13 protein-coding genes are annotated in these 17,457 nt (G+C 44.4%); 7 read left to right on the forward strand and 6 right to left on the reverse strand.

All coding sequences use genetic code 11. From position 1 onward, the window contains the following. The 4 genes from ACOJR9_RS10390 to ACOJR9_RS10405 all read left to right on the forward strand — a co-directional run bounded on the left by ACOJR9_RS10390 (position 1) and on the right by ACOJR9_RS10405 (position 5,670). Positions 1-1,755: a sugar phosphorylase gene (locus tag ACOJR9_RS10390; protein ID WP_420932924.1), complete on the forward strand. Its 1,755-nt coding sequence runs from the start codon at positions 1-3 to the stop codon at positions 1,753-1,755. A gap of 204 nt (positions 1,756-1,959) precedes the next feature. Next, positions 1,960-2,649, forward strand: coding sequence for a phosphoglycolate phosphatase (locus tag ACOJR9_RS10395; protein WP_420932925.1), 690 nt, complete (start codon positions 1,960-1,962; stop codon positions 2,647-2,649). A gap of 206 nt (positions 2,650-2,855) precedes the next feature. Continuing rightward, positions 2,856-4,169 (forward strand): molybdopterin molybdotransferase MoeA, encoded by a 1,314-nt coding sequence (locus ACOJR9_RS10400; protein WP_420932926.1) that lies wholly within the window; start codon positions 2,856-2,858, stop codon positions 4,167-4,169. Positions 4,170-4,305: 136 nt separating this feature from the next. Next, positions 4,306-5,670 carry an MATE family efflux transporter gene (locus ACOJR9_RS10405; protein WP_420932927.1) on the forward strand — a complete coding sequence of 455 codons (1,365 nt, stop codon included), beginning with the start codon at positions 4,306-4,308 and terminating at the stop codon, positions 5,668-5,670. 173 nt (positions 5,671-5,843) lie between these two features. On the opposite strand, the gene ACOJR9_RS10410 is transcribed toward ACOJR9_RS10405, so the two are convergent. After that, positions 5,844-7,025 carry a vWA domain-containing protein gene (locus ACOJR9_RS10410; RefSeq protein WP_420932928.1) on the reverse strand — a complete coding sequence of 394 codons (1,182 nt, stop codon included), beginning with the start codon at positions 7,023-7,025 and terminating at the stop codon, positions 5,844-5,846. Continuing rightward, the gene (locus tag ACOJR9_RS10415) at positions 7,025-7,861 is read right to left on the reverse strand and encodes an AAA family ATPase (protein WP_032096473.1); all 837 of its coding nucleotides are present in this window, start codon (positions 7,859-7,861) and stop codon (positions 7,025-7,027) included. Before ACOJR9_RS10415 ends, ACOJR9_RS10410 begins: the two co-directional genes overlap by 1 nt. 213 nt (positions 7,862-8,074) lie before the next feature. Between ACOJR9_RS10415 and cysK the strand changes: the two genes are divergently transcribed. Continuing rightward, the gene (gene cysK, locus ACOJR9_RS10420) at positions 8,075-9,040 is read left to right on the forward strand and encodes a cysteine synthase A (protein WP_420932929.1); all 966 of its coding nucleotides are present in this window, start codon (positions 8,075-8,077) and stop codon (positions 9,038-9,040) included. Positions 9,041-9,343: 303 nt separating this feature from the next. Next, positions 9,344-9,802 carry a hypothetical protein gene (locus ACOJR9_RS10425; RefSeq protein WP_420932930.1) on the forward strand — a complete coding sequence of 153 codons (459 nt, stop codon included), beginning with the start codon at positions 9,344-9,346 and terminating at the stop codon, positions 9,800-9,802. Between the two features lie 64 nt (positions 9,803-9,866). On the opposite strand, the gene ACOJR9_RS10430 is transcribed toward ACOJR9_RS10425, so the two are convergent. Further along, complete coding sequence (locus ACOJR9_RS10430; RefSeq protein ID WP_420932931.1) at positions 9,867-11,312, reverse strand: M24 family metallopeptidase; 1,446 nt, start codon at positions 11,310-11,312, stop codon at positions 9,867-9,869. A 193-nt stretch (positions 11,313-11,505) separates the two neighbouring features. On the opposite strand from ACOJR9_RS10430, the gene ACOJR9_RS10435 reads away from it, so the two are divergent. Further along, entirely contained in the window at positions 11,506-11,745 is a 240-nt protein-coding gene (locus tag ACOJR9_RS10435; protein WP_420932932.1) for an RNA recognition motif domain-containing protein, read from the forward strand. Between the two features lie 116 nt (positions 11,746-11,861). Here ACOJR9_RS10435 and ACOJR9_RS10440 read toward each other — a convergent pair whose 3' ends face one another. The 3 genes from ACOJR9_RS10440 to ACOJR9_RS10450 all read right to left on the reverse strand — a co-directional run bounded on the left by ACOJR9_RS10440 (position 11,862) and on the right by ACOJR9_RS10450 (position 17,453). Then, complete coding sequence (locus ACOJR9_RS10440; protein ID WP_420932933.1) at positions 11,862-12,833, reverse strand: PhzF family phenazine biosynthesis protein; 972 nt, start codon at positions 12,831-12,833, stop codon at positions 11,862-11,864. A 103-nt stretch (positions 12,834-12,936) separates the two neighbouring features. Further along, positions 12,937-15,693, reverse strand: coding sequence for a M16 family metallopeptidase (locus ACOJR9_RS10445; protein WP_420932934.1), 2,757 nt, complete (start codon positions 15,691-15,693; stop codon positions 12,937-12,939). A 401-nt stretch (positions 15,694-16,094) separates the two neighbouring features. Next, positions 16,095-17,453 (reverse strand): MATE family efflux transporter, encoded by a 1,359-nt coding sequence (locus ACOJR9_RS10450; protein ID WP_420932935.1) that lies wholly within the window; start codon positions 17,451-17,453, stop codon positions 16,095-16,097. Positions 17,454-17,457 lie beyond the last annotated feature (4 nt).

Below are 17,457 nucleotides of genomic sequence, written 5' to 3' on the forward strand. Positions count from 1 at the left end.
ATGGCATGGGACCCTCTCTATGACAAAGTAAAACACCATTTAGAGACTATCTATGCCGATGTGTCGTTAGACGTGTCCTATGACACGCTAACGGAACAACTGCTTGCCGCTATCGGCATAACGTCGAGCAATGACATTGCTTCTCCTCAATCTCACCACAATTATTGGGATGAAGAAGATATTATCATGATCACCTACGGTGATAGCGTTATCCGTGAAAACGAGAAACCCCTGATAACGTTGAATAACTTCTTACATCAATATTGTAAAAACACAATAAATAATGTTCACATTCTACCATTTTTCCCTTATAGCTCAGACGATGGCTTTTCAGTCATTGATTATTCAACCGTTAATGAATCGCTTGGCTCGTGGGAAGACATAGAAGCCATAGCCAAAGACTACGGGCTCATGACAGACTTAGTGATAAATCACTGCTCGGCGAGAAGCGTCTGGTTTGACAACTTTATAAAAGGTGAAGGACCCGGTTCAGATTTTTTCTTTACCGCTGACCCGCAAGACGATCTTTCGATGGTAACTAGACCTCGTGTGTCACCGCTATTGCGAGAAACAGAAACCGCCGAGGGCACGAAACACGTGTGGTGTACCTTTAGCCATGATCAGGTTGATTTTGACTTCAGAAACCCAAAGGTACTGCTCGCCTTTGTGGACATTATCAAACTTTACATCGATAAAGGCACCAAGCTCTTTCGCCTAGATGCGGTGGCATTTCTGTGGAAAATAGTTGGCTCGAACAGCATTAATCTGTTTCAAACTCATGAAGTTGTCCGTTTACTAAGAACGCTGATTGAGCATGTTGATCCTTCTATTATTATCATCACAGAAACCAACATTCCAAATCGAGAAAACTTAACGTATTTTGGCAATGCGAACGAAGCGCATGCCATCTATAATTTTTCTTTACCGCCACTGCTAGTAAACACTTTAGTGACTGGCGATTGTACCTATTTGAAAAGCTGGATGATGAGTATGCCTCCGGCGCAAAACGGTACAGCCTATTTTAACTTCATCGCGTCTCATGATGGTATTGGGCTACGTCCAGCCGAAGGGCTGCTAGACGACGAAGAGATATCAGATCTCGTACACACCATGCAGAACTTTGGCGGTAAAATTTCGTGGCGAGCGTCTGATCACGGTAAACAAAAACCCTATGAGATTAACATTACCCTATTTGACGCTTTACAAGGCACCACAAAAGGACCAGATAAATTCCAAGTTGACCGCTTTATTTGTGCTCATTCGATTATGTTAGGTATGGAGGGTATTCCGGGGATTTATATTCATAGCTTACTGGGGACCTCCAATGACTATGAAAAAGTGGCAAATACAGGGCAAAATCGCAGTATTAACCGTCGCCGCTGGAATATTGATGAATTAGAGGCTCTGCTTGATTCACCCCACTCCCAACACCATAAAGTGTTGACACGGGTATCTCAGCTCATTCGTATAAGGAAAGCTCAACCAGCGTTTCATCCCAATGCAACTCAGTTCACCCTGCAGTTGGGTAATCAGATCTTTGGGTATTGGCGACAGAGTCTTGATAGAAAGCAAAGTATTTTCTGTGTAAATAACATTTGCGATGAAGAAAAAACCATTTTGTTATCAGACATCAATTTAATCGGCACTGACAACTGGATAGACTTGGTAACACGTGATGAAATTTGTCTTTCAAGCGGCTTTATTCAATTGAAGCCCTACCAGACATTGTGGATCAGCAACCAAGACTTTGAATAATTTATATCAGTAACTTTGCTTAAACGCTTGAGACTGGGGCCTACAATTCCTAGTCAAATAACAGTCAAGATAAGCGCCAAAAGAAGTGTTGGAAGATGTGCCGAACCCTATTACCAGAGGTGGTTTTCGGCACACTTTACTCACAGCACCAAATGCAAGCAGTCAATATGAACAGTAATCATAAACCGTAATGAACAGCATTTTATGAAACCTATAACCACTTTTATATTTGATTTAGACGGCACTTTAGTTGATTCAGTACCTGATTTGGCAGGTGCATTAAACAATGCGCTTGGCGATGTGGGTATGCCAACGTTTGATGAAGGCACAATCAGAAACTGGGTAGGTAATGGTGCAAGAGTGCTGGTTGAGCGAGGATTATCTGGCAACACCGACCCTAACACTCAGCAGTTCAAACCGATAAGCAACGAGTTAATAGACCATACATTTCAGCGTTTTTTATATCACTACGATTTAAATGTGTGTCGCGCTTCTACTCTCTACCCTCATGTTTATGACACACTCAGTGCCCTTTCACACAGAGGTTATACGCTAGCGCTAGTAACCAATAAGCCCAAAAAGTTTATCGCCCCCATTGTAGAAGCCTTCAAGGTGGAACCTTTTTTCTCTCTCTTGATTGGTGGTGATTCTTTAACGGAAAAGAAACCTTCACCCTTACCACTAAAACATGTTTGTAAAACACTGAACGTCAAAGCGAATGAATGCGTTATGGTTGGCGATTCAAAAAACGACATTCTTGCGGCAAATGCAGCAGGTATGCGAAGTATTGGACTTACTTATGGATATAACTACGGCGAAGATATTGGAGCGCACAACCCCAATTGGGTATTCGATGATTTCAGTCGTATTGTTTCAGTTATTCCTGGGCACTAATGAGATTGCGCTCTGCAAGGTCGACTATATTAAATAAAGGTTAAACGCCAATACATTAACCTTTGGTGTATAGCGTACTTTTTCTGTAGTATTCCCCGTTTATTTTTATCGTCGTTAACTTTTGGTATCGTCTATATTTGGCGACATTCATAATCTGTTTATTGGACCAAACGTTAACAATATCGTGCTATCGAGGAGTTATCGACATGTCATCTAGCTGGCTTTCATTGGAAGAGGCACTCGCAAAAGCGCTAGCAGCTACGCACACTGTTTCAGACGTTGAAAGAGTAAGCCTATTCAGTGCACATCGCCGTGTAGTGGCACAAGATGTTGTCGCTACGTTAGATGTACCGCCCTGGGATAACTCTGCAATGGATGGGTTTGCTATTAACGCAGGCTCATACCATCAAGGCCAAGCCCTTATCGTTCAAGGCATTATTACAGCCGGAGAAAAGGCCTCTACTCCGCTAGCCGTCGGTCATGCCTTCAAAATTATGACTGGCGCGCCTATTCCAGATGGCGCGAATGCAGTGATAATGATTGAGAACTGTGGCAGTGATGCCAACGGCAACGTGATCATTCATGAGGCCCCTACACCGGGTCAAAATATCCGCCCTCAAGCCAACGATATCACCAAAGGGCAAGTACTTATTAAAAAAGGGACTCAGCTAAGGGCAGAGCATCTTATGTTACTTTCCTCTCAAGGCCTGAACGAGGTGGTGGTTTATCGAAAATTACGGGTTGGTATTGTTGCCACTGGCAATGAATTGGCCGCCCCTGGCGAGTTGCGCGGCGATACGCAAATTTACGAGTCGAATCGTGTTGGTATCAGCGCCATTTTAAGTGACGAAAATGTAGAGGTTATCGATTTCGGCATCGTTGAAGATGATAAAGCATCTCTGGCTAAATTGTTTAATCAAGCGGCATCGAGTACTTCAGACTCTTCTAATAATAGACCCGGCCTAGGAACTCCCACAATAAGAACGGGAACGGGAACAAGAGCTAGTACAAATGCTAGCGCAGACAACAGTGTTGATATTATGGTGAGCAGCGGCGGTGTATCCGTTGGCGATGCCGATTATGTGAAAGATGTTATAGAGGCCATGGGCCACATCGAGTTTTGGAAAATTGCCGTTAAGCCTGGAAAACCTTTTGCACTCGGTAGACTTAACAATACCGTATTTTGTGGGCTTCCAGGTAACCCTGTTTCCTCCTTTGTGACCGCGAAGCTCCTTGTACTTCCCATCATCAGTAAAATGCAGGGGCGTCAAGATGGTCACACTGCGCTCACGGTAACGGCCACGCTGACAAAAGACATTAAGCGTCGTGCTGGGCGTCGAGATTACCAGCGCGCCACGATGAGTTACGACGACAATGGCAACGTAGTGGTCACGCCGTTTGAGACACAAAGCTCAGGTGTGATGACATCGATCACATCCGCGAATTGCTTTATGATCATCCATGAAGATATCAGTACGTTATCCATAGGTGATAAGGTGCCGGTGATGCCATTTGTCTAATATGTTTGCTTGTCCCGTTTGTGTGTCGCGATGTGCTCTTTACCCTTTGACACTGTATTTCAGGCGAACCCTTCTAAACAAAGCCACTTAGACAAGCCTTTTTTATCTACATTTTTTACCGTGAGAATAAACAGCTGTGAAAAGAAAACGCTTTATTATCGAAGCTAGAGACGTATTAAAGTTAGCCTGGCCGTTGCTCATTGCCCAGATTACGCAAATGCTCATGGGCGTCAGTGATACCATTATGGCAGGACGCTACAGCGCGACTGACATGGCTGCAGTGGCGTTAGGTTTTAGTATTACCATCCCCCTTCTTTGCTTCATTCAGGGTATTGCCCTTGCCTTACCGCCTATCATCTCAAGGCTACACGGCAATAAAAACATTGCAGGTATTGCTGATGCCAGTCAGCAAACCGGTTATTTAGTGTTATTTGTAGACTTAATCATCGCCGCGTTTATTCCCTTTACTGAAAACATCGTATCGTTATTTCCAATGGCACCAGAGCTTCACAGCATAACCGTGGACTACGTTATCTATGTATTTCTGGCTATGCCTGGCTTTGCTATCTATCAATGGTTGAGGAATTATTGCGAAGGACTAGGTAAAACAAAGCCCACCATGATCATTACCGTCATTGGCTTGATGGCAAACATTGTAGGCAATTATTTATTCATTTATGGCGTTGGCCCATTACCTGCCATGGGTGGTGCTGGCTGTGGCGTCGCTACTGCGCTGGTTATTTACACCATGCTCATTGCTACCTTTATTTACGTTCGATTTGCACCGGCTCTGCGAAAATATAACCTCTTCAATCAATGGTACCGTCCAAACTTAACAACCATTAGAAGAACCTTTGCTTTGGGCCTTCCTATTGCCATGACAATCCTGTTTGAAGTGACGCTGTTTTCTGCCGTTGCTCTACTTCTTGCACCCTTTGGCGCTACCGTAGTGGCAGCACATCAAGTCGCCCTTAATTTTTCTGCACTCATGTTTATGTTTCCCATGAGCATAGGCATGGCGGTGGCTATTCGTATTGGCTACCGCATTGGCCAAAAAAACCCTCGTCAGGCCAAAATAGCAGCGCGAAGCGCCATTTTAATTGGCTTTGTTACTTCTGCATGCACTGCCAGCTTCACCCTCATCGCTAAAGGTTTCATTATCAGCTTATACACAAGCGACGGCGAGGTTTACGCTATTGCCAATGCCCTACTTATCTATGCGGCGCTTTTCCAGCTCTCAGACGCTGTACAGGTAATATCGGCCAATGCACTACGAGGATATAAAGATACCACAGCCATGTTTATCATCACCTTTGTGTCATATTGGCTTATTGGTCTTCCTACTGGCATTATTTTGGGAAGAACCGCATGGCTGACTAACGAGCCAATGGCTGCGGCTGGTTTTTGGATTGGGTTTATTGTTGGATTAAGTGCCGCGGCAGTATTACTGGGAGCCAGGCTGCTTTACATTCAACGTTCAACCAACGTGCTTAAAGCGTAAACAACGGACAAGCGATTAACCCGTCATTTACAGATAAATTCATAGCAACGGTGTAGAAGTTTTTAACCAATCAGCTAGCAATGAGCCCTTTCACTATTAACAGTAAAAGGGCTCATTGCTATTTTACTACCGCTTTCTATGCGCTATCCAACACGATATTCACTATCTGCTGATTATCGAGTACGACTCAGTCCTTTTATGGCGTCTGTCAGACCTTCCAACGTCAACCCATACATTTTCTCTTCCATAATTTCACGCATAATTTTGATAGACGAGTAATAAGGCCAATAATTTTCAGCCTGAGGATTGAGCCACACCGCGTTATTAAAATGGTTTAACAGCCTTTGCATCCATGCACTGCCTGGCTCTTCATTCCAGTGCTCTACACTGCCGCCAGGATAGGTAATTTCATAAGGCCCCATAGTGGCATCCCCTACAAAAATCACTTTATAATCTTTGCCGTATCGATGAATAATATCCCATATTGAAATCCGTTCTTTATTACGGCGCAAATTATCTTTCCACACTTCTTCATACACGCAGTTATGAAAATAAAAGTATTCTAAGTACTTAAATTCAGACTGCACCGCTGAAAACAGCTCTTGAGTGGTTTTTACATGCGGGTCCATAGAGCCTCCCACATCGAAAAACATCAATACCTTTACTGCATTGTGTCTCTCAGGTGCCATATGAATATCAAGCATGCCCCCCTTCCTCGCGGTTTCACCAATGGTCGTTCTTACGTCAAGCTCTTCACTGGCACCTGTGCGAGCAAATTTACGCAGCTTTCGAAGGGCAACCTTAATGTTTCGCGTACCTAACTCTACATCGGAAGACAAGTTTTTAAATTCCCGCTTGTCCCAAACCTTTGCTGCCGAGAACTTGCGATTGCCTTTTTGGCCAATGCGAACGCCCTCAGGGTTATCGCCATACGCGCCAAAGGGTGACGTACCGCCGGTGCCTACCCACTTATTTCCACCTTGATGGCGCTTCTCTTGCTCTTCTAAACGTTTTTTAAGGGTTTCCATGAGCTCATCAAGGCCACCAGCTTGACGAAGGGCCTCGCGCTCTTCAGCGCTTAAGTTCTTCTCAAGTTCCTTACGTAACCATTCCTCAGGGATCTCTTTACCGAATAAGTCAATTGACTCAACACCTTCAAAGTAATGAGCAAAAGCTCGGTCGAACTTATCGTACTGAGTTTCATCTTTTACCATGATGGTGCGCGACAAACTGTAAAACGCTTCAATATCGGCATACACCACGTGCTTTTCCATTGCTCTGAGTAAATCAAGCAACTCGCGAAGGGTTGTTTTAACCTGATATTTTCGTAGCGTGAAAAAAAACTGAATAAGCATTAGCGTCTCGCCATAAAGGCCAGTTTTTCGAACAGGTGAATATCTTGCTCATTTTTCAACAATGCACCATAAAGTGGTGGGATAGATGCTTTCCCATCTTTATTGTGCAGGGCCTCAGGTGGAATATCCTCAGCGACCAGCAGCTTAAGCCAGTCAATTAACTCAGAGGTCGATGGCTTTTTCTTAAGCCCTGGCACATCACGTAAATTGAAAAATGCGCCTAATGCCTCGCTTAGCAAATTCTTCTTAAGATCAGGGAAGTGAACATTAACAATCTCTTCCATATCTTCAGGTGTTGGAAACTGAATATAGTGGAAGAAACAGCGACGCAGGAAAGCGTCGGGCAATTCTTTTTCATTATTAGACGTAATAATAACGATGGGACGCTGAGCGGCGACAACGCGCTCTTGAGTCTCGTACACATAGAACTCCATTTTATCGAGCTCTAGCAACAAATCGTTTGGAAACTCGATATCGGCTTTGTCTATTTCATCAATGAGCAGTACCGGGCGTTTTTCGGCCGTGAATGCTTCCCAAAGTTTGCCTTTAACAATATAGTTTTTAATATCGTGAACACGATCGTCTCCAAGCTGTGAATCACGAAGACGGGAAACCGCATCGTATTCGTACAGTCCTTGCTGAGCTTTCGTCGTCGATTTGATATGCCATTGGATAAGCTCAGTGCCTAAGCTTTCAGCGAGCTCTTCAGCAAGCATCGTTTTACCTGTGCCCGGCTCGCCCTTTATTAATAAAGGACGCTCTAGGGTTATTGCTGCATTTACAGCAAGCTGTAAGTCCTTGGTTGCGATGTAATTAGACGTGCCACTAAAAGCCATTCTTCTTATACTCCGTTTAATTCTTCGTCTTCATGTATTTTAACAATAACATATAGCTAAAAAACACTTTGCATTTTTACGTTTGGGGCCAATGATATAGGGGTATAAAGAAATCCCCAAATTCAGGCTATGAATTATTAACTATTAAAAAGGTCGTACCGATCACGACAGTTGGGATTTGCTTACGAATCAGGAACGAGTTAAGGATTAGAAATGAACGTATTTGACGACAATTCTCTTGCGATTGGCCGTACGCCATTAGTGAAATTAAATCGCGTTACCTCTGGTAACGTGTACGCAAAAATAGAGTCTCGCAACCCAAGCTTCAGTGTTAAGTGCCGTATTGGTGCAAACATGGTATGGGATGCAGAAGAGCGCGGCGTGCTGACCAAAGGTAAAGAGATCGTAGAGCCCACGAGCGGCAATACAGGTATTGCTCTAGCGTTTGTTGCGGCTTCACGAGGCTATAAGATAACACTCACCATGCCAAGCAGCATGAGTTTAGAGAGACGTAAGCTACTTAAAGCATTAGGCGCAAACTTAGTGCTTACTGAAGCGCCAAAAGGCATGAAAGGCGCTGTTGCCGCTGCACAAGAAATTGTTAACTCAGATCCTGACAAGTACGTGTTATTGCAGCAGTTCGACAATCCAGCAAACCCAGCTATCCATGAAAAAACCACGGGGCCTGAAATTTGGGAAGACACCGATGGTAAAGTCGATGCTTTCGTCGCTGGCGTAGGTACAGGCGGCACCATTACCGGTGTAAGTCGTTACCTTAAAAAAACCAAAGGTAAAGCCATTACCTCTGTTGCGGTTGAGCCAACTGACTCTCCTGTTATCACCCAAGCACTTGCGGGTGAAGAGTTAACCCCAGGCCCACATAAAATTCAGGGTATTGGTGCAGGATTCATCCCAGGCAACCTTGACCTAGATCTTATCGACGAAGTTGAGCAAGTCTCAAACGAAGAATGTATGGAAATGGCACGCAAGCTAATGACCGATGAAGGCATATTAGCGGGTATTTCTTCTGGTGCAGCGGTTGTAGCAGCCAAGCGTTTTGCAGAACGCCCAGAAAACAAAGACAAGATTGTTGTGGTTCTTCTCGCTAGTGCAACAGAACGTTATTTAAGTAGCCCAATGTTTGCCGGTGCCTTCGATGAGCAAGAAGAAGTGCAATAAAAGACAAACCTACTGCGGGCTAACCACGCAGGGTGTCGCTAGGACTAACCTGTTTTAATAGAAAACACGCTTTAGTGGAAAGCATGCTTTAATGAAAAAGGCAGAGCACGCACTTTTATTGAAAACAAAAGCGAGAAACTTGAAAAAGTTTCTCGCTTTTTTTGTTTTGCATTTCGTTTAGCCGCCACATTTTTGGTATTCTTGCAGTCAGAGATGTTGGACAGACTAATTTACGCGCTAGATAGTGTGTGCATAGCCTTGAAATTAATGCCCTTAAAATTAAATGCCCAGGAGGCTGAAAGAATGAACGCTAATAAGCTGTATATCGTGTTCTGGCTAACCGCTTTGCTAGTGCTAAGTGCATGTGGTGAGAAGGAAAAGGGAATTGGACGCTACGGCATGCTTGATGAAAGTACACCTGAATACACGGCCGTCGCCTTTTTAAACAGCGTGTATGAGGATGATAGTCTTGATAGAGCTATTTCACTATCTAGTGAAAAGATGACTCGTATACTTAAACGCTACCACACCAATAGAAACGTTCAGCGGCATCTTCTCAATTTAAAATACGACACTGTAATCGTAACACCTCAAACGTCTGGCAGTTTAGGCAGAACTGAATTTGCGGAAAAATCTACCATTACCGTCTTTCTAAGCGGCATGTATGGCGATGATAAAATTGAAAAATTGCGCAGCTTAGACCTGATTAAAGAAGACGGTGACTGGAAGATTAACAAGATTCATCCCGATACCTACTTGTAAGTAATATATACCCTGCCAGAACAATAGCGTGCTATCTGATGGATAACACGCGCTCTAGATACACCTAATTGATTAAAATAAGAGAAGTTTGCGGTGGTGTTAGAAATCTAGCACCATCCTCTTCTATAACCACCATATCTTCTACTGAAATAGTCTTGGTTGTTTGATTTTTTCTTTCATGTAAAACGGTTGATGAATCGTCATTATGTTCTGAATAATACCAACTAAAAAAACCATCAAAAGCAAAGGTCATGTGTCTGTCCAATAGTTTATCGGATGCGGGCCTCACTCCCAAATTGGGCCCGACATCGTGCGCCACATAACCCACTGGGTGACCCGTGCTCCACATCACTGGTAGTGAGCCTGATTGCTGCATTACTTTTTGCTGCGCTTTGTGAACGGTATTACCCGTGGAACCAGGGGTCATGGCGTTAAATGCTGCATTGCGACCATGAATTGCACTTGCCCAGGCATGCTGGAGTTGCTCCGGTGGTTGTGCTTCACCCTCTTGCAACACATAGGCAAAACGTTGAATGTCAGTGACCCACTGCTTAAAAACGCGTATACCGAAATCTATTTGTATTACATCCCCTCGCTGAATAACCCGATTAGTAGGGTGTGAATGCCCTCTATCTGGACCGGAATTAACCGATGGGTTTTGACTAGGGGCCCAACCATCGCCAACTCCCGCGTCTGACATCTTACGCTTTAAGAATTGAGCAATATCTAGGTCGGTGGTCTTTCCTGGAATGACGGCTTGATAGGCTTCATACTCCCACCTTGAGGTGATAGCAGCGGCTTTCGCCATTATCTCTACTTCTTCCGGTAACTTTCTCGCAAGCCAATAATAGATAGCATCTTCAGCGCTTATAAGTGATACATCAGTGCCTGTAAAAGCGTCGTTAAGAGCGATATATTGTGAATGGCTTAGTCCATCAGCAAGTGGGTTAACGGTAAAACTATTGATCCCAATTTGGCCTTTCGTATTCTGCGCAGTGAGATACGATGATGCCGCCTCTATCGCACTTTGTGATTTATCTACGTCGATTACAAAGTCAAATGTACCTAATTCTTTTAGCGCCGTTGACTCACTCATTGGTGAAAATATCCGTGAAGTCACTTCGTCGGATTCACTATCTTTACTAAAAAGAACCACCGCTGTGCCGCCTGCATTTTCACAACCTACATGATTGGCTAAGGGATCATTGTTATTCTCACGGCATATAATTAACCAGTGGTTCAAGTTTGCTGCAGCCATTGCGCCGGGCAATAGCGTGCTAATGCGCTTTTTACGTATTTCAAGCCAGGGCGATGGCGAATTGAAATACTCAATGTATCCTTCTACCTCCTCAGAAGAAGGTATGGCATTCACGGCATTGGGTTGTATTGCATAGGACTTTTCAGATAGCAGCTTTTCGTCGCTGTTGGTTTGGCCATAGGCATTTTTATAGAGCCCCCCGCTCACTAGTACCATCAATACCAGCGGTATAAATCGTTTGTGCGTAATCATTATTCTTTTCCTTTTATTACGTATTGAAAGTTGAGTTCTACATTTAAAAACTCAGACCTGACGTTCATTGCTAAACGCTATTACCAAACACAGATCAAGGCGCCTTTGACCTGATTGAATAAATGTATTCTTTGCTTGGTTTGCTTGTTTATACCTGAGACAATAAATGTTCATTTTTTAAAGCGACGATCCTATGAAACTTCTAGTTCGCAATCTTGCGAGAACGACCACAGAACAAGAAATTCTTACTCTTTTTTCAGCCCACGGCACGGTAAATGACTGCAGCCTTGTACTAGACAAAGAGACCGGCCAATCAAAAGGTTTTGCCTTTGTTGAAATGGCTGATGCTGACGAGGCTAACAGTGCCCTGAAAAGTCTTCATCACACTACATTGGCAAGCAATAAAATACGGGTAAAACTGGCCCAAGACTAAGGCGTCTAATACATACGCCTCTACGATATGACTTTGGCACATTGAGTATCTGAACACGCTTTGCTTTCGGCATCCCCCCAGGCTATTACGTTCAGCGAAACAAGAGCAAGTGAGTTTTAGATACTCGGGGATCTGAGCTCTATAGCTTTATTGCCAATAAGGCTGGCTAAGCCTGCCACCGATACTTCCCATTGAGTGTTTTCGCTGTCTTTAATGGCAACAGTAGCTAAAATACGTGAAACACATCCCATTGCTCGCCCCTGCTCAAAGACGAAGTTGAAAGTTGAATTCGTCATAGTGTGCGTACGCTGGTGTTTGCTGCAATTTTCACTGCTACTCGCTTTAGAACCAATCTCTTTAATTCCAATCTCTCCAGCGCAATGCTTAGCTAAATAGCAGGCCAAGGCACCACTGGCACTTCCTGTGGCCGATTCTTCTGCGATCCCTAGCAAAGGGGCGAAGTTTCGACAACTCGCGGTGAGGTTAGACGGGGGTTCACAAAGCTCGAAGGCGTGAATGCCAACTGCATTATGCTGTTGGCAAAACTCAGTGGTTTTATCTGCGTTTAGGTCAATTTTACTTAAATACCCTGGTGGCACCGCCACAATAATATCCGGTAACCCAGTAGAAACGACTTCAATGGGGAGATGCGTAGATGCCAAAATATCAGGTGCAATTCCAAAGAGTTCGGATACCTCTTCATAGGTAATGCGTTGGATAAACTCTGGCGACTTCTGCCCCATAACCACATTACCTTCACCCGTGATGCTCACGCCCAGCATTCCCGCTTTTGTGCGTTGTGTATAGTCCCCTGCTGGTAATATTCCTTTTTTAAACATCAGTGAAAATGCGGCGAGAGTGGCATGGCCGCAAAAATCAACTTCACCAGTGACGGTAAAAAATGACAGCGCTACGTCAGCATATTCGTCTTTAGATACAAAGGCAGTTTCAGAATAGCCAACCGCCTGAGCAACCTTCAGTTTTTCTTCATCAGACAAGCTATCTGCATTTAACACTACCCCCGCAGGGTTTCCGCCTCTATCAAAAGCAGTAAACGCATTGACCAAATGCACCTCAATTGTCTTCATTTGGCATGTCCTCTTTTCAAAATAGGTGCCCACAAACAAGGTAACCAAGCTACAAAAAAAAGCCGAAGCAATAGTTGCCTCGGCTTCTACGATGGGAATTTGTTTAAAGGCTGCTCATATCCTGAACCGTTACAGGTCCAATATCAGCGGCTTCTACTTCCGCCTTAATTTTCTCAGCATCACCAATAATTAACCATGTAAGCTTACCAGGTTGCACAACTTGTTTAGCTGCGCTATTTAAGTCATCAAGTGTTAAGCCATTGTATTTTTCTACCAAGCTTTCTGGATAGTTAAATTCGCGATTAAACCGACTGCTTGACAATAAGCTACCTAGTACAGCATCTGCTGTCTCATACTGTCCGGGTAACGAACGTACCTGATCGAGTCGGGCTCTGTTCAATTCCATTTCAGTAGGCGGGTTGTCACCAAGATAGCCGTTAAGCTCTTTTTTAAGTTCTTCTAGCGACGCGCCAGTCTTGTCGGTTTGCACTGGTGCATAAACCATGTAAGGCCGTTGTCCACGAGCTTCTTGCAAGAATGTGTAAGCACCGTATGCCCACCCTTTATCTTCGCGAAGATTCATGTTTACCCGTGCGGTAAATGCGCCGCCGAGCGTTTCGTTCATTGCGTTAATCGCGATGTTATTTTCAACACCCGTTGGCGGTGCAAGGTGTGCGGCAAGAATAAGTGACTGCTGTGACCCGGGACGATCAATAATGATGGCTCGGCCTTTTTCAGGCAGCTGTGCTTCTGCAATCTGCTTAGTCCCTTTTTCACCAGACACTTTCCATTTACCAAACTCTTTTTCTAACATTGGTTTAATATCGCCAAGGGTTGTATCACCGACAACAAAAATGGTCGCATTGTCTGGGCGTAACCAGGTATTTTTAAAGTCGATTAAATCGCTGCGCGTAATTGAAGTCACATCAGGCGCCGTACCTAAACCTGTGAAAGGTATGCCATAGGCATGATCATCACCGTAAATCAATGGTGGCAACAGCGTAAGCGCAATACTTATTGGGCGTGTCATCTGCTGTGCAATATTACTTAATATCAATGTGCGTTGACGCTCTATTTCTTCTTTGTCAAACGTTGGGTCTTTGAGAATATCGCCAAACAAGGCAAGTGACTCCTCCATATTCTCTTTGAGCATCGACATACGCACTGTTGTCGTATCTAAATTTGAGCCGCTATTCAGGCTTGTGCCTAGTTGCTCAAGCTCAGCAGCTAATTCAAGGGCGTCGTAGCGACCTGCGCCTTCATCAAGCATACCCGTTGCAAAGCTTGCTAAACCGAGTTTACCGCCCGCATCAGCGGCATAACCTGCGTCGAACTGAACAGCAACGTTAACAAGCGGAACCGTAGAACGTTTTGCGAAAACTACATTGATACCATTAGATAATGTGGTTTTGGTCACTTCTGGAAATGTGAGTTGTGTTTCAGCAGCAATATCAGGAAGCCCAGAACTGCGGTCGACGCCATCGCCACTAGCAGCATGCTCTTTAAATGGCACAAAGGTAATCTGGTGCCAACCATCGCCTAACCATTCATTAGCCGCCGCTTTAACTTTCTTGGGTGTTGCGTTAGCCAGCTCTTTTAGCTCAGTTTTGAAATAAGTAGGGTCCCCTGCAATGAATTCACCCGTTGCCAACCTGTCAGCTTTGCCACCAAAACCGCCAACTTCTTCAAGCCCTCGGATAATCGAGGCTCGACGCTTTGTTGAAACCAGCTTAACCTCTTCTTTTGTTGGTCCCTTGCGCAAGAATTCTTGGATAATTTTATCCATCTCGCGCTCTACTTTTTCTACATCTTCGCCTGCAGCCACATCAACACTTAGACCAAAGATGGAGGCGATTTGCAGTTCGTAGTTAAATACTGACGCATCAGTAGCAATCTGTTGGTTATAAACCAACTCTTTGTACATGCGAGAGTTTTTACCATCGCCCAATACACTGGCGGCGATCAACAAGTCTGTAGCTTTTGCGCTTTTGTTTTCTGGAGACACCCACAAGCGAGAAATACGCGTTTGCGGCACTTTATCCTGAATAATTTCCCGTGTATTTGCAGAGCGGCTTGGGATCCAAGATTGCCATTTAGAAAGTGACGGACCAGGCTCGATATCACCAAAGTATTTGTTCACCATGGGTTTTGCTTCTTCAGCGTTAATATCACCGCTTAGCACGAGAATGGCGTTATTCGGACCGTAATATCTATTAAACCACGATTTCACGTCGTCTAAAGACGCTGAGTTTAAGTCATCCATCGAACCAATAACATCGTGTGAGTAAGGATGTTCATTGGGAAACAGGGCTTTAACAGCATGACCTAAAAACGCCCCGTATGGCTGGTCTTCTCTTTGGCGCTTTTCGTTTTGCACTACACCGCGCTGTTCATCAAGTTTTTCTTGCGTGACTGCGCCTAGTAAGTGCCCCATACGGTCTGATTCCATCCACAGAATTCGGTCTAACGCTGGCGTGGGAACCGTTTGAAAATAGTTGGTGCGATCAAAGTTTGTTGTTCCATTTAACCCAGTAGCGCCAGCTTCTTGAAGAGGGCCAAACCACTCGTCATCGTAGTTTTCGGTACCGTTGAACATGAGGTGTTCAAAAAGGTGGGCAAACCCAGATTTACCCTCTGGCTCGTCCTTCGAGCCCACTTTATACCAAACCGCCACTGCGACCACGGGAGCTTTGCGATCTTCGTGAACGATTACGGTAAGACCATTATCAATAGTAAACTTTTCATAGCTTATATCAATATCGTCGTTAGCTACCACGGGGGATATTCCTACCAGGGTAATAGCGACAATACTCAGACATTTTTTAGAAATTTGCCTGGAAAAATGTTTAAACACACTCATAAAATATTATCCTTATTTTTATGTTTGCAACACGTTTATGACTTTATTCGTAATTTATTCGTAGGTTAGTTAGTAGGTCAACACATCAGTCTCTGACGCCAGCTTTTGACGTCAGTTTTGGTCGTAAATTCTAGTTATGACTTCGAGGTGTTAAACCTTTCTTGGGGCGGCAAAAATACAGATAGTGCCCACCATCTAAAATAAGGTAGCCTTTCAACAGCGGTAACGCAAAGGACTAATAAAGATTAATCGTTACAAAACGTTAAAGCACGATGCAACGTCAAGCAGTAGCCGCTTTTGTGGCTCGAGACAAATTGGTACACCCCTTCACTTTATTATTCTCAACGTAGGGGGTTTGATGCGTGATTATCCTTACTGCAGAAGCTTTTTTACGAGCCTTTTTAGGAGCTCTTTGGGGAGCTGTCGGCCTTTACTCGATTAATCTCTCGGGTGGTATAGAAGAACGCTATGATGGCGCTTAATATGACCACAGTCACTATGGTGTAGAACATGGATACCATGGGGTAGCCCCACATCACAATAAGCACATAATTTATCGAAGCCGGCACAATAAGCTGTCGGGCAATCCCAAGATACATCGGAAACATTGGCTTTTGCATAGCCTGTAAAATAGCCACACTCTGAAACAGAATAACATAAGCATAAAACGCTAACGTATCAATTCGAAGGTACGTTACGCCCGTATTTTTAATGGCACTGTCGTCAGTAAAAAAACCCATTGCCATTGGTGATAAAAAATACATCACCGGAATAGACACAACGGCCATAAAAAAGCCGATTAATAGTCCTTTGCGGTAAGTCTGGCCAACTCGGTCGTAATAACCCACGCCCATGTTCTGTCCCGCAATGGCCATTACTGCGCTGTTTAGCCCTAATGCTGGCAGTAAAAGTACTTGCTCAAGACGAAGCCCAACGGTGTAACCTGCCACGTGTTCGCTGCCAAATTGGCCAATAAGCGCAACAGTGATAAATCCACCTAAAATGATTGTGAGCATATTAAAACTAGCGGGTAATATTTGTTTTAGTAGCTCATGCCAACGCTTTTTATCGAAGGTGGGCATGACCGATATGTTTAGACGCTTCACAAGCACGCGAAGCAGGTAAAAGGCAGTAGCACACTTTATCACTACGGTAGCCAGTGCTATACCGCTTACCCCTAAATCAAGGCCGAAGGTAAATAGCGGATTAAGGCCAAAATTCGCAACAAAACCAATCATGAGGGCATTGCGATTAGATTTTGTATCTCCCAGTGCCATTAACGCACCAGCTGCGCCAAACGATAAGGTGAAGCCTACGGTGCCCGCTAACGTTACCCATAAATACTCCATCGCCAATGGTTCAATATGAGGCTCAGCACCAAGCAACACCACCAAAGGTCGCGCCGCAAAGTAACCCAAAATACATGAAAGTGCGCTGAAGGCAATGGCAATACCGCTTACGTTATCGAGCCACCCTTTAACTTCATGAGTCTCTCCCCGTCCGGCCCCGGGCGCAATCATTGCAGACGCACCGGTTTGGATACCAATACCGATAGATAAGAGTAAAAAGAAAACACTAGAGGCAATAGATAGGCCGGCAAGAGCATCATCTGATAAATAACCAGCAAACCAGGTATCGGTAAGGTTATACAAGGTGTTGAAGATCATACCCGTCGAGGCAGGGACAGCCAGCCGTAACATATGGGCAAATATGGAGCCTTCCGTCAGCGATGGTTCAGATTTTTTCAAGGTTTCTTGCATTAAG

Origin of the sequence: Alteromonas ulvae (assembly GCF_048987005.1) — a bacterium.
Classification (GTDB): Bacteria; Pseudomonadota; Gammaproteobacteria; order Enterobacterales; family Alteromonadaceae; genus Alteromonas.